The sequence below is a fragment of the Curtobacterium sp. MCBA15_013 genome, from assembly GCF_001865095.1.
Classification (GTDB): domain Bacteria; phylum Actinomycetota; class Actinomycetes; order Actinomycetales; family Microbacteriaceae; genus Curtobacterium.
The window spans coordinates 27,322-45,245 of sequence record NZ_MJGQ01000018.1 but is presented as its reverse complement, the minus strand read 5'-3'; the positions used below and the strand labels follow the sequence as shown (position 1 = coordinate 45,245).

Below are 17,924 nucleotides of genomic sequence, written 5' to 3'. Positions count from 1 at the left end.
TGGCACCGCGCCTCCCGTCGATCCTGGGGACGCGTCAGCGACCCGGTGACAGGATGAGTCGTGTCCGCAACGATCCGCGCCATCGGTACCGCCGTCCCCGAGACGACACTCGAGCAGGCTGCGGTGCGCGACCTCTTCGCGTCGCAGCCCGACCTGGGCCGGCTCGGCAGGCGGCTCGTCCCCGCCGCGTTCGACGCCTCCGCCGTGGAGCACCGGCACACGGTGCTCGAGGAACTCGACAGCACGCGGCCGTCCGGTGCCTTCCGCGACGACCACGGCGTGCTGCGGTCCCCGTCGACCGGCACCCGGAACGACCGGTACCGCGAGCTCGCCCCGGCCCTGTTCGTGGCGGCCGCCCGCGACGCCGTGGACCGCGCGGGTGTGACACCCGAGTCGATCACCCACGTGGTGACCGTCTCGTGCACCGGGTTCACCCAGCCCGGCCCCGACCTCGACGTCGTCACCGAACTCGGCATCCCCCGCACGGTCTTCCGCCAGCACATCGGGTTCATGGGGTGCTGCGCGGCGTTCCCGGCGCTCCGCATCGCTGCGGCGTTCGCCGAGTCCGTGCCGTCCGCCGTGGTGCTCGTCGTCTGCGCCGAGCTCTGCACGCTGCACGTCCGGGCGAGCGACGACCCGGACCAGATCGTCGCCAACAGCGTCTTCGGGGACGGTGCGGCGGCGGCCGTGGTCACCGCCGACGGCGCCGGACTCCGCCTGGACGACTTCGCGACGACGGTCGTGCCCGAGGGTGCGTCCGAGATGGCGTGGAACATCGGCGACGAGGGCTTCGAGATGGTGCTCAGCACGGCCGTCCCGAAGCTCGTCGGTGCCACGGTCGCCGAGGCCGTCGCACCGCTGCTGTCCGCCGTGGGCTCCGCCGCCGTCGACGTTCCGACCTGGGCCGTGCACCCGGGCGGCCGCGCGATCCTCGACCGGACGCAGGTCGCCCTCGGGCTGCCGGACGCCGCCCTCTCGGCGAGCCGCGCCGTCCTCCGCGACCACGGGAACGTCTCGAGTGCCACCGTGCTCTTCGTGCTCCGCCAGGTGCTCGACGACGGCATCGACGACGGTGCCCCCGTCATCGCGCTCGCGTTCGGGCCGGGCCTGACGGTCGAGGCCGCCCGACTCACCGCCGTCGGCAGCACGCGACCGTCGATCCCGGCCCGCGAGCAGGACGAACCGGTCGAGGCGGCGGCGGCAGCAGCCCGCGACGACGCGGTCGAGACGGCGACCACGGGCGTCTCGTGAGCCGCACCGAGGGGATCGACCCGCGCCTCCCGGCCGTCGACCTGACCACGCGCGCACTGGACCTCCACGAACTCATGGACGACCCGGACTGCGACCCGCGCGCGCTCGCGCGGACGTTCCGGCGCTTCGCCGTGGTGAACGCACTCGTGAGCGGCTGGCGCTCCGCGTGGCGGACGCACGTCGCGCCGGCGCTCCCCGCGAACGGGCGGGGACGCGTGCTCGACCTCGGGTGCGGTGGCGGCGACCTCGCGCGGGCGCTCGTCCGGTGGGCCGCTGCCGACGGGTTCGACGTCGAGGTCGTCGGGGCCGACCCGGACGCGCGGGCGATCGACGCGGCGACCCGGTCCACCCCGCGCGGTGTCACCTTCCGGCAGCAGTCGAGCGCCGAGCTCATCGCCGCGGGGGAGCGGTTCGACGTCGTCGTGTCGAACCACGTGCTGCACCACCTCGGCGACGAGGAGCGGCGTGGGTTCCTCGCGGACTCCGAACAGCTGGCGACGAGCCGCAGCCTGCACTCGGACATCCGGCGGTCGCGCTCGGCCTACCGGGCGTACGCGGTCGGTTCGACGTTGGTCGCGGCCGGCACCTTCGTGCGGGTCGACGGGTTGCGCTCGATCCGGCGGAGCTTCACGCTGCCGGAACTCCAGGACGTCCTGCCCTCCGGGTGGCGGGCGGAGCGGGCAGCTCCGCACCGGGTCCTCGCGATCCGCGACGCCTGACGTCCCCGGAGGGCGCTAGCGTCGCTGCATGGCCACGCCCCACCTGCACCGCGTCGCGGTCCTCGTGCTCGACGGGGCGAAGCCGCTCGACGTCGGGATCCCGGCGCAGGTCTTCTCGAACCGCCCGAGCATGCCGTACGAGGTCCGGGTGTGCGGCCCCCGCGTGGGACGCATCGCCGGGGGAGACGGCCTCGCGTACGCGGTCGACCACGGGCTGGACGCCCTCGAGTGGGCCGAGACGGTCTTCGTGCCCGGGTACCGGTTCCCCGCGGACACACCACCCCCGGCCGACGTGGTGGCGGCGCTCGGGCAGGCGCACGAGCGGGGCGTCCGGATCGCGGCGATCTCCACCGGGGCGTTCGCCCTGGCCGCCGCCGGACTGCTCGACGGCCGCCGTGCGACCACGCACTGGCACTACACGCGGGTGCTCCGCGACCGGTACCCCGAGGTCGACGTGGACGAGGACGTGCTGTTCGTCGACGCCGGGTCCGTCCTGACGAGTGCGGGAGCGGCGAGCGGGATCGACCTGTGCCTGCACATCGTCCGGCAGGACCACGGGGTCGGGCTGTCGAACCACGTCGCACGGCGGCTCGTGAGTGCCCCGTACCGGAGCGGCGGGCAGGCGCAGTACGTCCCGCGGAGCATGCCCGAGCCCCTCGGGGACGTCTTCGCCGAGACGCGGGAGTGGGCGCTCCGGCACCTCGCCGACCCGCTGACGCTCGAGGTCCTCGCCCGGAACGCGACGGTCTCGCCTCGGACGTTCTCGCGGCGCTTCGTCGAGGACACCGGGTACACGCCGATGCAGTGGGTGCTCCGGGCTCGGGTCGACCTCGCACGGGAGCTGCTCGAGCGCTCGGACCTCGCCGTCGACCAGGTCGCCGAACGGGCGGGGCTCGGGTCGGACGCCAACCTGCGGACGCACTTCCGTCGGATCCTCGGGACCTCGCCGACCGAGTACCGGCGGACATTCCAGGACTGACCGCGTCGCCGCAGTGGTGGCGACATCCTTTCGAACGCTGGCTTCCCAGCCACTGGAGCCGCGCCTCCCGGGCCGTGAGCATGGACCGCGGAACGAAAGGAAGTCCACATGACCCGCATCGCGATCAACGGCTTCGGCCGCATCGGCCGCAACACCCTCCGAGCACTCCTCGCCCGGGGAGGCGACGACCTCGAAGTCGTCGCCGTCAACGACCTCACCGCACCCGAGACGCTCGCCCACCTGTTCCGGTACGACTCCGCGCTCGGCCCGTTCGCCGGGACCGTCGAGGTCGACGGGGACACCCTCGTCATCGACGGACGGCGCATCCGCGTCCTCGCGTCGCGCGAGCCGGCGGAGCTCCCGTGGGGCGACCTCGGCGTCGAGGTCGTGCTCGAGTCGACCGGCCGGTTCACCGCGCGCGACGCAGCGGCGGGACACCTGACCGCGGGAGCCCGCCGCGTCCTCATCAGCGCGCCCGCCACCGGTGCGGACGCCACCATCGCGTACGGCGTGAACTCCGACGTGTACGACCCGGCGGTGCACACCGTCGTCTCGAACGCCTCGTGCACGACGAACGCGCTCGCGCCGCTGGCGTCGGTGCTCGACGACCTCGCGGGCATCGAGCACGGGTTCATGACGACCGTGCACGCCTACACGCAGGAGCAGAACCTGCAGGACGGTCCGCACCGCGACCTGCGTCGGGCGCGCGCCGCCGGGGTGAACATCGTGCCGACGTCGACCGGGGCTGCCAAGGCCATCGGGCTCGTGCTGCCGCGGCTCGACGGCAAGCTGTCGGGTGACGCGATCCGGGTGCCGGTGCCGGTGGGGTCGATCGTCGAGCTGAACACCGTGGTGTCGCGGGACGTCACCGTCGAGGAGGTCAACGAGGCCTACCGCGCTGCCGCCGCCGGGCCGCTCGCGGGGGTGCTGGCGTTCACGGCGGACCCGCTCGTGTCGACGGACATCACGGGGCGGCCGGAGTCGAGCGTGTTCGACTCGCTGCTCACCCGTGTCGACGAGGGGCGGCACGTGAAGGTGGTCGCCTGGTACGACAACGAGTGGGGGTTCTCGAACCGGGTGGTCGACATGCTGGGGCTGCTGGCGCGCGCGTAGCGCGGCGCGGCGCGCGCGGCGCGCGCGGCGCGCGGCGCGCCCCGCGCGGCGGTCTCGCCGAGTCTCGGCTCGGCGGACAGTTTCGCGGCCCGGCGGCCCGCATCTCGTCCGCCCGGCCGAGTCTCGGGGCGCGCGACCACGGGATGGGCGCGAGCACGGTCGGACGGGAGGCGCGGTGCGGGCTGGCACCGCGCCTCCCGTCCGTGTGTGGGTGCGTTCCAGGCGCGGTGTGGGTCGTGCCGCGGAAGCGACAGCGCACAGGGTCCGCGCGATGATGCTGCCGCTGGAGCGACAGTGTGCCGCGATCGTCGTGCGGCACACTGTCGCTTTCGCGGGCGCGGCGCGGGCGCGGCGGCCGCGGGCGAGTGCGCGGGCGCGTGCGCGGGCGCGGCGGGCGCGCAGGCGCGCGGCCGCGTCAGCGGATCAGCGCCGTGGTGCTCGCGAAGGCGCGGGAGCGCACGGCCTGTCGGTAGCGGTCGAGCGCGGCGTCGTCGGCCCCGACGGACTCCAGCGCCGCCAACCCCGCCCCGAGCACGGGAGGATCGGTCACCCACGTCGGCACCGCTCCGGGCACCCGGGCAGCGAGGCCGTCGACGACGCCCTCGACGAGCAGGGCATCCCGCGCTGCGAGCACCCCGCCGCCGAGGACCACGGGCACCGGGCTCGCGGCCGAACCACCCAGACCGAGACGCTCGAGCGCGACCGCGGCGAGCAGGACGATCTCCTCGGCCTGCCGCGCGACGACGCCGGCGGCCACGGCGTCACCCGCGCCGGCGACCTCGAACAGCACCGGGCACAGCCGGTTGAACACCCGCTGGTCGAGGCGGCCGAAGTGGATCGCCTCGGTCACCTCGCGGACGCTGCGGAGGCCCAGTGCCGCCGGGACGGCCGTGACCAGGGCCGTCGCCGGTCCGCGACCGTCGTCTGCGCGGGCTGCGTGCCACAGCGCACGGTTGCCGAGGTACGCGCCGCCGCCCCAGTCGCCGGAGACGTCCCCGATGGCGGGGAACCGTGCGGTGGTGCCGTCGGCCCGGACCGCGAGCGCGTTGATGCCCGTGCCGCAGACGACCGCGGCGGCGTCCGGCGACAGCGTCCCCGCCCGCAGCAGTGCGAACAGGTCGTTGTCGAGGACGTGCGGCGCGCCGCCGTCGGCCTCCCAGTGCGCGAGCGCCTCGGTCGCCGCGACGAGTTCGTCGTGCAGGTCGAGCCCGGCCAGGTACACGTGCGTCGTCCGGATCCGACGGTCGCCGAGGTCGCCGACGACCCGCGCCCGGACGTCGTCGAGGATCGGCCCGGCGACGTCCCACCCGCGGGTCTGCGGGTTCGAGCCGGGGCCCCGTGCGTGCCCGACGATCGAACCGTCGAGTGCGATCGCGACGACGTCCGTCTTGCTGCCGCCGCCGTCGACGGCCAGGACGACGTCGCTCGGCGCCGGCGGGACGGGAGCGGGCGGACGGGTCGCTCGGGCGGTGCCGACGCCGCCCCCGGACGCTCCGGCTCCGTTCAGCCCGCCCACGTCAGCTGCTCCGATCGCGTCCACGGCAGGTGCTCCGCGTTCGCGGCCAGGAGCAGGTCGGTGAGCCGTTCGGCCTTGTCGACCTGCCCGACGAGCGGGTGCGCCCACATCGCGCGGAGCACGCGGTCGCGGCCTCCGTGCACGGCGGCGTCGAGGGCGAGGCGTTCGTACCCGGCGACGTGCGACACGAGTCCGACCATGTCGGCGTCGAGCGGCGCGACGGGCAACGGTGTGATCGCCGCGCGGGTGACCCGGGCCGGGACCTCGATCACGTGGTCGTCGGGGAGGAACGGGAACGTGCCGTCGTTGCGCACGTTGAGGACCTGCACGTCACCGCGGTCGCCGAGGATCGAGGAGAGCACGTCGATCGCCGCCTCGGAGTAGTAGGCGCCGCCGCGCTGCTCGAGCTCGGCGGGCTTCGTCACGACGGACTCGTCCGCGTACTTCGCGAGCAGGGCCCGCTCGGTCTCCATGACGGCCTCGGCACGGGTGGGCGCGTGCAGCTGTTCCTCGAGCACGACGTCGTGGCTGTAGAAGTAGCGCAGGTAGTACGAGGGCACGGCGTGCTGCAGTCGGATGAGGTCGGCCGGCATGTGCACGCTCTCCGCCATCCGGTCGAGGGCACCGGTGTCGGCACGGAGCAGGTCGGACAGGACGTCGCGCTCACCGGAGCCGTCCGTCACGTGGACGCCGCGCTCCCACGTCAGGTGGTTCAGACCGACGTGGTCGAGCCGGACGGCCGACGGAGCGACGTCGAACTCCTTCGCGAAGCGCCGCTGGAACCCGATCGCCACGTTGCAGAGCCCGACGGCCCGGTGCCCCGCTTCGAGCAGTGCTCGGGTGACGATGCCCACCGGGTTCGTGAAGTCGACGATCCACGCGTCCGGCTTGGCGTACCGCTTGACGAGCGACGCGTACTCGAGCACGACCGGCACGGTGCGGAGCGCCTTCGCGAACCCGCCGGGCCCGGTGGTCTCCTGCCCGATGCAGCAGGCCTCGTGCGGCCAGGTCTCGTCCTGGTGCCGGGCAGCCTGCCCGCCGATGCGGAGCTGGAACATGACGGCGTCGGCGTCCGAGACCCCGGCGACGACGTCGTCCGTGACGTGGATCGTGCCCGGATGGCCGGCGTGGGCGAACATCCGCTTCGCGACACCGCCGACGAGTTCGCGTCGGACGGGGTCGGGGTCGACGAGCCACAGCTCGTCGATGGGCAGCTGGTTGCGGAGCCGGGCGAAGCCGTCCACGAGTTCGGGGGTGTAGGTGGATCCGCCACCGATGACTGCGAGTTTCACTGTGGTGCTATCCCTTCACGCCGGTGAGCGCGATGCCCTCGACGAATGCCTTCTGTGCGAAGAAGAAGATGATGACGACGGGCACCATGACGACGACGGTCATCGCCATCGTCATCGACCAGTCGGTGCCGTGTTGGCCGCGGAACGTGGCCAGCCCGTACGCCACCGGCCAGGCGGCCTGGTTCTCGGAGGCGTACAGGAGCGGGCCGTAGTAGTCGTTCCACGAGTGGAAGAACATGAAGATCGCCGCCGACGCGATGCCCGGGCGGGCCATGGGGACGACCACGCGCCACAGCACGCCCCACTCGCTGCATCCGTCCATGCGAGCGGCGTCCCCGTACTCCTTCGGGATCGTCATGAAGAACTGACGGAGCAGGAAGATGCTGAACGCGTCGCCGAGCAGGTTCGGCAGGATGAGCGGCCAGAGCGTGCCGGTGAGGTGCAGCTCGGACCACATCACGTAGACCGGCACCGCGGTGACCTGCGGGGGCAGGAGCATCGCGACGATGATCACGGTGAAGATCAGGTTCGCGCCACGGAACTTGATCTGGGCGAGCGCGTACGCCGCCGGGACCGAGCTGACGAGCATGAACGCGGTGGCGAGCACGGCGTACATCGACGAGTTCCCGAACCACTGCACGAGCGGCAGTTCGGTGAACACCCGGCCGTAGTTCGAGAAGTCGAACGGGCGCGGCACGATCGACGCAGTGAGTGCCTGGTTGCTCGACATCAGCGACGTCAGGATGACGAACACGATCGGCGCGATGGTCAGGACGCCGAGCGCGACGAGTGCGGCGTGCTCGGCGATCCAGACCAGCAGGCTGCGGCGCGGACCGCGGGCGGAGCCGGACGCCGCACCGCGGGGAGCCCGGGCGAGCGGGGACTGGGACACGGCGGTCATCAGGACTCCTCGGGTCTGAAGACGGAGATGCGGCGCATCGTGAGGACGAGCACCACGGCGGTGACCACGAACAGCACCACGGCCATCGCGGACGCGTAGCCGAACTGGAAGTTCGCGAACCCGTGCTGGTAGAGCAGCTCGGTGTAGGTGAGCAGCGAGGTGCCCGGGTAGCCGAGCTGCGCCGCGGTGCCTCCGCCGATCGTGGCCTTGCCGCTGGCGACGCCCGACGCGACGGCGGCCTCGGTGAAGTACTGCAGGGCCGCGATCACCCCCGTGACGGCGGCGAACCCGATGACCGGCGCGATCGTCGGCAGCGTGATGTGCCGTACCTGCTGGACGCCGTTCGCCCCGTCGAGCGACGCGGCCTCGTACAGGTCGCGTGGCACGTCGAGGAGCGACGCCAGGAAGATGATCATGATGTCGCCCATCACCCAGACGCCCATGATCACGAGCGAGGGCTTCGACCACGCGGGGTCGTTGAACCAGAGCGGGCCGTCGATGCCGAACACCCGCAGGATCTGGTTCACGGGGCCGGTGCCGGGGTTGAAGAGGAACACGAACGCGACGACGCTCGCGACGGGCGGCACCAGGGCGGGCAGGTAGAACAGCGTCCGCCAGAACCCGGTCGCCGTCTTCGCGCGGCTGAGCAGTCCCGCCACGAGCAGCCCGCAGACGATCCGGACCGGCACGAGGATGACCACGAACCACAGCGTGTTCACGACCGCGGGGCCGATCTGCGGGTCCTGGGTGAAGAGGAACCGGTAGTTCAGCAACCCGACGAACTCGGGTTCCTGCAGCTGGTTGTAGCGCGTGAACGAGTAGAAGATCGACGCGACGAGCGGGTACGCGAAGAAGATCACGAGGCCCGCCAGGGCCGGGGCGAGCATCGTCAGCGCGACCAGGCGACGGCGGGACTCGGCGGAGCGGCGCCGACGTGGCCGGCTCCCGGGGGCCGTCGAACGCGACCCGGCGCTGGCCGGCGGCCGGGAGGCGCGGGTGGGCCGCGCCTCCAGGCTGCCGGTCTCAGGGGTGGTGACGTCGGTCATGGTCACGGACCAGCCAGCTGGTTGGCGTTGTCGATGTCCGAGTCGAGCTTCTTGAGCTTCGCGTCGAGGTCGCCGCCGTTCTGCTGGTACGCCTGCCAGAACTTCGTGAAGGTGCCGATGTAGGCGGCGCCGTCCGCGGTGCCCGGCGAGGTCATCGTGTCCTTGTCGCCCGCGACGTCGACGAAGGTCTTGTAGTTCTCGTCGACCTCGAGCTTCGGCGACTCGAGGGCCGAGGTGAGCGTCGGGATGTTCTTGAGCCCGTTGCCCATCGTGACCTGCGCGTCGGTGTTCGTGGAGAGGTACTTCAGCAGCGCCCAGGCCAGCTCGGGGTGCTTCGACCCCTTCGCGATGCCCGCCACGTTGCCCGCGATGTAGGTCGAACCGTAGTTGCCGAGGCCGTCCATCACCGGGGTCGGTGCGGTGCCGTAGTCGAGGTCCGGCTTCTGGTCCTTGATGAAGGCGGTCCGGTACTCGCCGTCGATCTGCATCGCGACCTGACCGGTCTGGAACGCGTTGTCGGCGGCGAACTCCTGGCCGAGCCCCGAGGTGAAGGCCTTCAGCTTGTCGTAGCCGATCTCGTCGACGAAGCCCTTCTGCCAGGTGATGAGCTTCTTCCAGGCGTCGGACGTGCCGATCACGCTGTTGCCCTTCGCGTCGAGCCACGATCCGTCGACCATCGGGGCCCAGTGCTCGGGGGAGTTCTCGTAGAAGTCGATGAGCGGGTTGAAGCCGAGCTGCTTGATCGACCCGTCGGCGTTGTACGTGGTGAGTTTCAGGGCGTCGGCCTTGAGCTCGTCGAGCGTCTTCGGCGGGGTCGTGATGCCCGCCTTCGCGAGCAGCGGCTTGTTGTACATCAGCGCACTGACGTCGGCGAGGGCCGGCAGGGTGCAGCGCGTGCCCTTGTACTGCGTGTACGACTGCACGGCCTTCGGGATGTCCGACAGGTCGACCTTGTCACGCTTGATGTAGGGCGACAGGTCGCGGAAGGCGCCCGAGGAGCAGAAGCTGCCCACGATGGCGGTCGAGTACGACAGGCCCACGTCGATGTTCTGGCCGGACGAGATCGCCTTCTGGAGCTTCTCGTCGTCCTGGCCGGCGTGGATGTCGACCGTGACGCCGGGGTTCTCCTTCTCGAAGCCGGCGACGGCGCTCTTCACGACGCCGGCTTCGCGCCCGGTGAAGAAGTGCCACAGGGACACGGTGCCCTTGAGCTCCTTCGGTGCGCTCTTCTCGATCGAGTCGGCGCTGCTGCCGGAGCTGCAGCCCGCGACGACGAGGGCGCCCACGGCGGCGACGGCCGTGGCGGTGACGATGCGGCGGAACGTCCGGCGGTGCGGGACGTTCGGTTGGGGGAGGGACACTGCGGTACTCGCTCTCTGGTCTCGCTCCGACGCGGTGCGGTCGCGGTGCCGCACGCCGGACGGATCCGGGCGTGCGACGTCGTTTCCGGGCGCGCCGAAGAGCCCTGGGACAGGGCCGGGTGATGGTGCCTCGAGTGGTGCGGGTGGGGTGGTGCTGGTCAGGGGCGCTCGGCCGGGTCCGGTGCGGGCACATCGTCGCTGATGCGCTCGAGCCGGTCCGCGAGCGCGGTGCGGACGACGTCGATGAGGACGTGCCGCGCACCGTGCAGGACGGGGGTGTCGGGGACGCCGGGGGCCTCGACGGCGGTGGACCAGCGCGTGCGGGTCCGGAGCCAGGCGGTCACGGCGGCGGCCAGGGCGGGTCCGCCCGCGATCCCGGTCGGGCCGTGCAGCACGACCGTCTCGGGATCGGCGACGGCGAGGGCGGGGAGCACGTTGTGCCCGACGCGCTCGCCGAGGGCGGTGGTGAACGGGTGCTGCTCGGGGAGCCCGGGCAGCTGCGGGAGCACCTGGCGCCAGTCGGCAGCGGTGCCGTCCGGTGCCGTGATCCCGTGTTCGGCGGCGAGTGCGATGATCGCGGACTCGGAGATGAGGTCCGCGACGATCGTGGCCGTCGGGTCGATGGAGCGTGCGTCTGCGGGCACGCCGAGGTAGCCGATCTCGCCGGCGGCACCGGACGCGCCGGTGTGCAGGTGGCCGCCGAGGTCGAGCGCCATGCCGAGGCCCTCGGCCATCCAGAACAGGGCGAACGACCCGGGGGTCCGTCCGGCGCCCATGTTCCGTTCGGCGATCGCCGCGAGGTTGGCGTCGTTCTCGATGACGACGCGGACCCCGAGTGCGGCGGAGAGCGTCGCGGCGACCCGGTCACGGGGCCAGCCGGGCAGGCCGTCGGTGAAGATGAGGGTGTCGGTCGCGTGGTCGACGCTCGCCTGGACCCCGATGCCCACCGCGGTGACGAGGTCCGGGTCGACGCCCGCGGCCGCTGCGGCCCGGGAGATCGCGGCGGCGACGATGTCGGCACCGGGCGCGCGCATCTCGGCCGGGGACATCGTGTGGGTCGCGACCGGGAAGGTGCGGCCGGCGGCGTCCACCACGGTGCTGCGGACGTCGACGAGCTGGACGTCGACCGCCACGCCGAGGTCGCGGTCGGTGATCGCTTCGTACACCACCGCGCTCGGGCCCCGGCGACCGGCCTGTGATGCGGTGCCGGCTTCGCGGATGAGGGCCGCCGCCTCGAGCCGCCGGATGATCTCGGCCGCGGTCGGCTTGCTGAGCCCGGTGCGCTGGGCGATCTCGTTGCGGGTGAGCGGCCCGTCGTCGAGCAGGAGCTCGAGTGCGGCCCGGTCGTTGAGGACACGCAGGAGGCCGGGCTGGCCGGGGGTGCGTCCTCGAGTGGTCATGTCGAGGACTGTAACGGACAACCTTCTTTACTGAAAGGTTTGTTTACCGATTCGAAACACGCGTTCCGCTCCGCGAAACGTGCGGAGCGGAACGAGCGGAGCGAAACGTGCGGCGCGGGACGTCTGACGTCGCGGCTGAGCGCTACGGGCGCAGCAGCACCTTGATCGCGCGACGCTCGTCCATCGCGCGGTACGCCTCCGCCGCCTCGTCGAGCGGGAGCTCGAGGTCGAAGACGCGGCCCGGCTCGATCGCACCCGAGAGCACGTCCGGCAGCAGCTCGGGGATGTACGTGCGCGCCGGGGCCATGCCGCCCGCGACGGTGATGTTCGTGTCGAAGAGGTACCGCGTGCCGATCGTCGGCACCCCGTGCGGGACCCCGACGAAGCCGAGGTTGCCGCCCGGGCGGACCGAGTGCAGTGCCTGGTCCATGCTCTCCTCGGTGCCGACGGCCTCGACCGCGCAGTCGGCCAGGTCGCCGTCGAGCAGCTCGCGGATCGCCGCGACGCCCTCCTCGCCACGCGCCTCGACGACGTCCATCGCGCCGAACTCGCGCGCGAGCGCCTGTCGGTCGGCGTGCCGGCTCATCGCGATGATCCGCTCGGCACCGAGCCGCTTCGAGGCGAGGACGGCGGACAGCCCGACCGCGCCGTCGCCCACCACGACGACCGTCTTGCCGGGGCCGACGGCTGCGGACACCGCGGCGTGGTGCCCGGTGGAGAAGACGTCCGACAGGGTGAGGAGCGAGGGGACGAGCGCCGGGTCGACCGGGCCCGGCACCGCGACGAGGGTCGCGGAGGCGTCCGGGATGCGGACGTACTCGGCCTGGGCGCCGCCGACCGGGTCGCCGTACGCGTCCTTCCCGCCGAAGCCGGACAGGTGGTCGCAACCGGTCGTCATGCCGTGGCGGCAGGCCTGGCACGTGCCGTCGTTCATGGTGAAGGGGGAGATGACGAAGTCGCCGACGTGCAGGTCCGTGACGGCGTCGCCCACCGCGACGACCTCGCCGACGAGCTCGTGGCCGATCGGACGCGGCTGCTTCGTCGGCGTGACGCCCCGGTACGGCCAGAGGTCCGACCCGCACACGCACGCCGCGACGACCTTGACCACGACGTCCTTCGGCGTGATGAGGTCGGGCTGGTCGCGGTCCTCGACACGGATGTCGTTCGGAGCGTGGATGATCGCAGCGCGCAAGGGTGTGCCTTCCGTCGAGATGGTGGGGTGTGCGGCCGGTCGACGTCGTCCGGGCCCGGGACGACAGTACCCTCGTGCGGGTGGACGACGACCGGTACGGCAGTGACGTGCTCTCGGGCGACTGGCGCTCGCGCGGGGTGCAGAAGGTGCGGCAGGTGCCGCTCGAGCGGGACATGGTCCTCGAGGACCCGACGACCGGCTGGGCCGGCGCCGTAGTGCGGCTCGAGGCCGGCAACGTGGAGCTCGAGGACTGGAAGGGGCGCACGCGGTCCTTCCCCTTCACCGGGCAGTTCCTGCTCGAGGGCGAGCTCGTCACGCTCGGCCGCCCGCAGGCACCGGTGGGGCGGTCTGCCGCCGCTGCACCGCCGGTCGGGAGGCGCGGCTCGGCCCCGGCGGTCCGGCACGCGTCCGACGGCGGTCGCCTCCGCACCGCGTCCGGATCGTTCGCCGTGGAGTCGCAGCGCGCCCGGGTGGCACTGCCCTCCCGGATCATGGTGGAGGGCAAGCACGACGCCGAACTCGTCGAGAAGGTCTGGGGAGCCGACCTCCGGGTCGAGGGCGTCGTCGTCGAGGAGCTCTCCGGCGTCGACAACCTGGCCGACGTGCTCGACGACTTCCGGCCCTCGCGCGACCGTCGTGTCGGCGTGCTCGTGGACCACCTCGTGCCGGGCTCGAAGGAGTCCCGCTTCGCCGACGCCGTGATGCGCGGGAAGTGGGGCGCGCACGTGCTCGTCGTCGGGCACCCGTTCGTCGACGTCTGGCAGTCGGTGAAGCCCGCCCGCGTCGGACTCCAGGCGTGGCCGACGATCCCGCGCTCGATCGAGTGGAAGAAGGGCATCTGCCAGGCGCTCGGGTGGCCCGCCGCCGAGCAGGCCGACATCGCCCGGGCCTGGCAGCGGATCCTCGGGCAGGTGCGGACGTTCGCCGACCTCGAGCCGCAGTTGCTCGGTCGTGTCGAGGAGCTCATCGACTTCGTGACCGAGCCGAAGGACTGACGACCCGGCGTCGCCCGGCGCCGCGCCGCCGTTCCGCAGTGTGCGAGGTTCCCCGCACGGTGGCACGCCCGTGGCCACGCACGCTGCGCGGAACCTCGCACAGTGCGGCGCGCACCTCGCACGGTGCGAGCCGCGCGATCTGCCCCGGCCCGGAAATCCGCGGCGATCCCGGGCGCGGCGCATACGCTTGGAGCATGGACGGCATCGACGGACGCGTGCGCAGCGCTGTCGAGGTCTGGCTGCGCTGGCTGCCCCGCTGGCAGATCGGCACCGCGCGGCCCCGGACACGCATCTGCCGCAAGTGCACCGGTTCGCCGATCGCCACCGCCGCGGGCTTCGGACCGGACGTGCCGCACGCCGTCCAGCACGCGTTGATCGGCCGCATCTCGACGATCATCGAGGACGCCGTCGACGACTACACCGCCAAGAACCTGCCCCTGCTGCAGCGCGAACTCGAGCGGGCCGCGGCACGCAAGCGTCACGCCGGGTACCAGCCGACCGAGGGCCTGCAGCCGGAGTTCCAGGGCCTCGACGTCGACCCGGAGCCGTCACCGGGGGAGCCGTTCCTCTTCACGCTCGGCGAGCTGACCGGCACGGGCGCGCACGAGCAGGCGCCACGCGAACCCTTGTCGGACGAGGCGAAGTCGGCGCTCCGTCACGAGATCGCCCTCTCCGACGAGTGCGCCCGTTCCACCGGCACGGCGGTCTGCCTGGCGCTCATCGACCACCGGCCGCGGATCGCCGAGGCGGTCGAACGACTCGTCGAGCCGCAGATCGAGGCCCTGGTGTCGGACATGTTCCGCGGGTTCGACGGGCCGGAGGCACCGCGCGCCGGGCTGTTCTGACCGGTGTGCGGTCGAGGCGGGCGCACCTGACGGTCAGCGCTCGGCCGACACCGCCCCGCGCTGCCGGCGTCGGTCGACGGCACCGATGACGAGTCGAGCGAGCCCGCGCCACCCGAGCAGGAACACCCCGAGCACGATCGTCGCGACGATCACGAACGAGATCGGTAGCGGGTTGCCGTCCACGTCGCCCTGGCCCGTCGCCACCCGGATCGCCAACCCGACGAAGACCGTGAGGACCCACACGACGACACCCGTGGGCCAGAAGCGCAGCGGGCGAGCCCACGCTCCGCTCGTCACGTAGGCGATCGCCCACCCGGCGAGGAACGGGTAGGCGGTGGTCCACAGCGCGAGTGCGGAGTTCGCCTCACCGTGCGAGGAGCGCCCGATCAGGGCGAACAGGACGATGAGCACGACGTCGATCACGGCTGCGAGCCAGCCCCAGGTGCGTTCGGTCACACCCCATTCTCGCAGTCGGCGATGGCCGGTGGTGGCCGTCGCCGGGCCTGTGGACAGGACACGTCGTCCACAGGTCTCCGCCATCTCACCGCACCGTGCGAGCGCACCGACACGATCGACCGATGACCGGGTCACCTTCATTCCCTGCCGTCCCAGACTGTCCCTGGACCGTGGTCAACGACGGCCACCCCGACACGGCCAGGGTCATCCGTGCGCGAGCCCGCGCCGGTGAGCTCCGACGGATCGCGCACGGTCGGTACGTCCCCGCCGACACGTGGGATCTGCTCCGACCGGAGCAGCGGCACCACGTCCTGGTCCGATCGCTGGTCGACCGCATCCGACCGCACTTCGTGGTGTCGCACCTGTCCGCCGCCGCCGTGCTCGGCGTACCGTTCCTCGGACCCTGGCCCGGACGCGTCCATCTCATCCGGCCGGGGACGGATGCACGCACGACCAGCGCCACCTTCGTCGTGCACGCCGACTTCGACCCCGAGATGCTCGGCACTTGGCAGTTCCGGAGGGACGACCTCCGAGTGACGGACCACGATCGGACCGCTGTCGACCTCGCCGGGTCCCTGCCGTTCCTCGACGGTGTGGTGGCGCTCGACCGGCTCCTGCGACTCGGCGCCGATGCGCGGACGGTGCAGGACGGCATCGAGCGCCGTTCCGTCCGAGGACGTCGGCGTGCACTGCGCTCGCTGGAGTTCGCTGACACGGGAGCGGACACACCGGGGGAGTCCGTCGCGCGGGTCCGGCTCGACGAGTACGGAGCGCCCACTCCGGTCACGCAGCACCGTTTCCGGGAGCGCGGGCACCCCGACATCGTCGTCGACCTCTGGTTGCCGGACATCGGGGTCGTGATCGAGTTCGACGGGGAGGTCAAGTACCGGGACCGCGGCATGCGCGCCGGGGCCTCCGCCGAGGACGTCGTGATCGCGGAGAAGTACCGCGAGGACCGCCTGCGTGCGTTCGACGAGGTCCGCCAGGTCATCCGGCTGGACTGGCGTGACCTCTGGAACGAGGCGTCGTTCCGTGGCAAGCTCCGTCGGGCGCACGTCCCGATGCGCCACTGACACGCACCGTGCGAGGGTGTCGGACGGACGGCGCGAGGTTCCGTGCAGTGTGCGAGGGCGCGCGCATCCCACAGTGCGCGGAACCTCGCACACTGCGGCCAGCGCGCGCGCCGCCCACGCGCACGCCGCGTTCACGCGCACGTCACCTCCGGTTCGCCGGCGTCCGGCACGATCGGCGGATGACGTCGACCGCGCAGGCACCGACGGGCCGGATGGTCGCCACCGATGCAGCCCCGGACGCCCGGCGCACCGTGCGCGCACCACGCCTCGTCGCCCACCGGGGTGCGCCGCGCGTCCGGCGCGAGAACACCCTGCCCGCCATCGCCGTCGCCGAGGCCCTCGGCGCGGACACCATCGAGGTCGACGTCCGCCGCACCGCCGACGGCGTCGCCGTGCTGCTCCACGACGAGACCCTCGGCCGGATGTGGGGCGACGCCCGACGCGTGTCCGAGGTGGACTGGTGCGACGTCGCCCGGCTCGGGAACGGCCTCGACCGGATCCCGCGACTCGACGCCGCACTCGAACGGCTCGATGGCTGCCGGACCTCGCTGCTCGTCGACCTGACCGACCCGGAGGACGCCCTCGTCGCCGCGCGGACCGTCGCGGCGCACCGGGGGAGCACCGGCGTCGCGTGGTGCGGCGCGCCTGAGGCGATGGCGGCGGTCCGCGAGGTCCTCCCGGACGCCGACGTCTGGCTCGCGTGGGAGTCGCTCGAGGCGCCGACCGCGGAGGACCTGGCGCCGCTCGCGCCCTCGACGCTGAACCTCGACGTCGCGTTCCTCACCCCGCGCACCGTCCGGGCCGCGCACGACCTCGGCCTCGTCGTGTCGGTGTGGACCGTGGACGACCCCGAGCCGGCCGTGTGGGCAGCGATGTCGGGCGTCGACTCGATCACCACGAACGACGTCGCGGCCGTCCGGGCAGCGCTCGCCGCGGCGGAACGGGACGGCTGGCCGGAGCGGGACCGCGAGCCGACCGAGACCGAGGTGGCCTCCCGCGCCGAGGCACTGGCGCACCGGATCGCCCACGAGGTGATCGCCTTCACCCGCGAGCACCCCGTCGGCGAGGTCACCACGAAGGCGCACCCCGCCGACCTCGTCACCGACGTCGACCGACTCGTCGAACAGCACGTGCGCTCCCGGGTACGGACGGCGTTCCCCACGCACGGGTTCACCGGCGAGGAGTACGGCGAGGCCCCCGGCGACCGGCACCGCTGGTACCTCGACCCGGTCGACGGGACGACGAACCTCGCGAACGGGGTGCCGTGGACCTCGATGTCGCTCTGCCTCACCCGCGGCGGTCGTCCGCTCGTCGGCGTCGTCGCCGATCCGTGGCGTGGTGAGGTGCTCGAGGCCCGGAGCGGTCGCGGCGCCACCCTCCGTGACCGGACGCTGCGCCTCGACGACGCCCCACGCGCCCTCGCCGGAGCCGTCGTCGGCACCGAGCTCGACGGACACCGGCCGTGGCCTGGGTTCGGCGCGTTCCTCGACGCCCTCGCGGCCCGCTCGTGCACGCTGCGGGTGCAGGGGTCCGGCACGCTGACGATCGCGCAGGTCGCGGCCGGGCGGGGGATCGGCGGGTGCGTGTCGGCGTTCGACCCGATCGACCACGGTGCTGCGGTGTTGCTCGTGCACGAGGCCGGCGGCGTCGTGCTCACCCGGGAGGGCCCCGTCGACGGGTTCCCGCCGGCGGGTGAGCCGTTCCTGGTGGCGCACCCGGGTGCGGCTGACGAACTGCACGCCGTGTGGACGGCAGCGCTCGCCGCCGTCTGAGCGTCACCCCTGT

At 72.6% G+C, this 17,924-nt stretch carries 16 protein-coding genes; 8 read left to right on the top strand and 8 right to left on the bottom strand.

Translation table 11 applies throughout. The features are described from left to right. The first annotated feature begins 60 nt into the window (after positions 1-60). From BIV01_RS11715 to gap, 4 genes are all read left to right on the top strand, one after another. The gene (locus tag BIV01_RS11715) at positions 61-1,251 is read left to right on the top strand and encodes a type III polyketide synthase (protein ID WP_071302957.1); all 1,191 of its coding nucleotides are present in this window, start codon (positions 61-63) and stop codon (positions 1,249-1,251) included. Then, on the top strand, positions 1,248-1,970 hold the full coding sequence (locus BIV01_RS11710) for a methyltransferase domain-containing protein (RefSeq protein WP_083295014.1): 723 nt from the start codon (positions 1,248-1,250) through the stop codon (positions 1,968-1,970). The genes BIV01_RS11715 and BIV01_RS11710 overlap by 4 nt, the downstream gene beginning before the upstream one ends. 28 nt (positions 1,971-1,998) lie before the next feature. Further along, a complete protein-coding gene (locus tag BIV01_RS11705; protein WP_071302956.1) occupies positions 1,999-2,949 on the top strand; it encodes a GlxA family transcriptional regulator in 951 nt (316 codons plus the stop codon). Positions 2,950-3,057: 108 nt separating this feature from the next. Beyond that, the gene (gene gap, locus BIV01_RS11700) at positions 3,058-4,062 is read left to right on the top strand and encodes a type I glyceraldehyde-3-phosphate dehydrogenase (protein ID WP_071295010.1); all 1,005 of its coding nucleotides are present in this window, start codon (positions 3,058-3,060) and stop codon (positions 4,060-4,062) included. Between the two features lie 415 nt (positions 4,063-4,477). On the opposite strand, the gene BIV01_RS11695 is transcribed toward gap, so the two are convergent. From BIV01_RS11695 to BIV01_RS11665, 7 genes are all read right to left on the bottom strand, one after another. Then, positions 4,478-5,578 (bottom strand): N-acetylglucosamine kinase, encoded by a 1,101-nt coding sequence (locus BIV01_RS11695; protein WP_254791825.1) that lies wholly within the window; start codon positions 5,576-5,578, stop codon positions 4,478-4,480. After that, on the bottom strand, positions 5,566-6,870 hold the full coding sequence (locus BIV01_RS11690) for a 6-phospho-beta-glucosidase (RefSeq protein ID WP_071302955.1): 1,305 nt from the start codon (positions 6,868-6,870) through the stop codon (positions 5,566-5,568). Before BIV01_RS11690 ends, BIV01_RS11695 begins: the two co-directional genes overlap by 13 nt. Before the next feature lie 7 nt (positions 6,871-6,877). Beyond that, positions 6,878-7,771 (bottom strand): carbohydrate ABC transporter permease, encoded by an 894-nt coding sequence (locus tag BIV01_RS11685; RefSeq protein WP_071295012.1) that lies wholly within the window; start codon positions 7,769-7,771, stop codon positions 6,878-6,880. Next, positions 7,771-8,817, bottom strand: a complete 1,047-nt coding sequence (locus BIV01_RS11680; protein ID WP_217637349.1) for a carbohydrate ABC transporter permease — start codon at positions 8,815-8,817, stop codon at positions 7,771-7,773. The genes BIV01_RS11685 and BIV01_RS11680 overlap by 1 nt, the downstream gene beginning before the upstream one ends. Before the next feature lie 2 nt (positions 8,818-8,819). Next, positions 8,820-10,178 carry an extracellular solute-binding protein gene (locus tag BIV01_RS11675; protein ID WP_083403239.1) on the bottom strand — a complete coding sequence of 453 codons (1,359 nt, stop codon included), beginning with the start codon at positions 10,176-10,178 and terminating at the stop codon, positions 8,820-8,822. A gap of 158 nt (positions 10,179-10,336) precedes the next feature. Further along, positions 10,337-11,578 carry an ROK family transcriptional regulator gene (locus BIV01_RS11670; protein WP_071302954.1) on the bottom strand — a complete coding sequence of 414 codons (1,242 nt, stop codon included), beginning with the start codon at positions 11,576-11,578 and terminating at the stop codon, positions 10,337-10,339. Between the two features lie 142 nt (positions 11,579-11,720). After that, on the bottom strand, positions 11,721-12,770 hold the full coding sequence (locus BIV01_RS11665; RefSeq protein ID WP_071295014.1) for an alcohol dehydrogenase catalytic domain-containing protein: 1,050 nt from the start codon (positions 12,768-12,770) through the stop codon (positions 11,721-11,723). A gap of 80 nt (positions 12,771-12,850) precedes the next feature. Here BIV01_RS11665 and BIV01_RS11660 point away from each other — a divergent pair, with 80 nt between their 5' ends. Together BIV01_RS11660 and BIV01_RS11655 are read left to right on the top strand one after the other, a co-directional pair. Beyond that, a complete protein-coding gene (locus BIV01_RS11660; RefSeq protein ID WP_071295040.1) occupies positions 12,851-13,765 on the top strand; it encodes a DUF3097 domain-containing protein in 915 nt (304 codons plus the stop codon). A gap of 194 nt (positions 13,766-13,959) precedes the next feature. After that, positions 13,960-14,610: a spermidine/putrescine ABC transporter substrate-binding protein gene (locus tag BIV01_RS11655; protein ID WP_070416650.1), complete on the top strand. Its 651-nt coding sequence runs from the start codon at positions 13,960-13,962 to the stop codon at positions 14,608-14,610. Positions 14,611-14,643: 33 nt separating this feature from the next. Here the strand turns inward: BIV01_RS11655 and BIV01_RS11650 are convergent, their stop codons facing one another. Then, on the bottom strand, positions 14,644-15,066 hold the full coding sequence (locus BIV01_RS11650) for a DUF3054 domain-containing protein (RefSeq protein WP_070416649.1): 423 nt from the start codon (positions 15,064-15,066) through the stop codon (positions 14,644-14,646). 170 nt (positions 15,067-15,236) lie between these two features. Between BIV01_RS11650 and BIV01_RS11645 the strand changes: the two genes are divergently transcribed. Together BIV01_RS11645 and BIV01_RS19005 are read left to right on the top strand one after the other, a co-directional pair. Further along, positions 15,237-16,139 (top strand): hypothetical protein, encoded by a 903-nt coding sequence (locus BIV01_RS11645; RefSeq protein WP_071302953.1) that lies wholly within the window; start codon positions 15,237-15,239, stop codon positions 16,137-16,139. A 179-nt stretch (positions 16,140-16,318) separates the two neighbouring features. Next, complete coding sequence (locus tag BIV01_RS19005; RefSeq protein WP_083413991.1) at positions 16,319-17,911, top strand: inositol monophosphatase family protein; 1,593 nt, start codon at positions 16,319-16,321, stop codon at positions 17,909-17,911. The last annotated feature ends 13 nt before the right edge of the window (positions 17,912-17,924 follow it).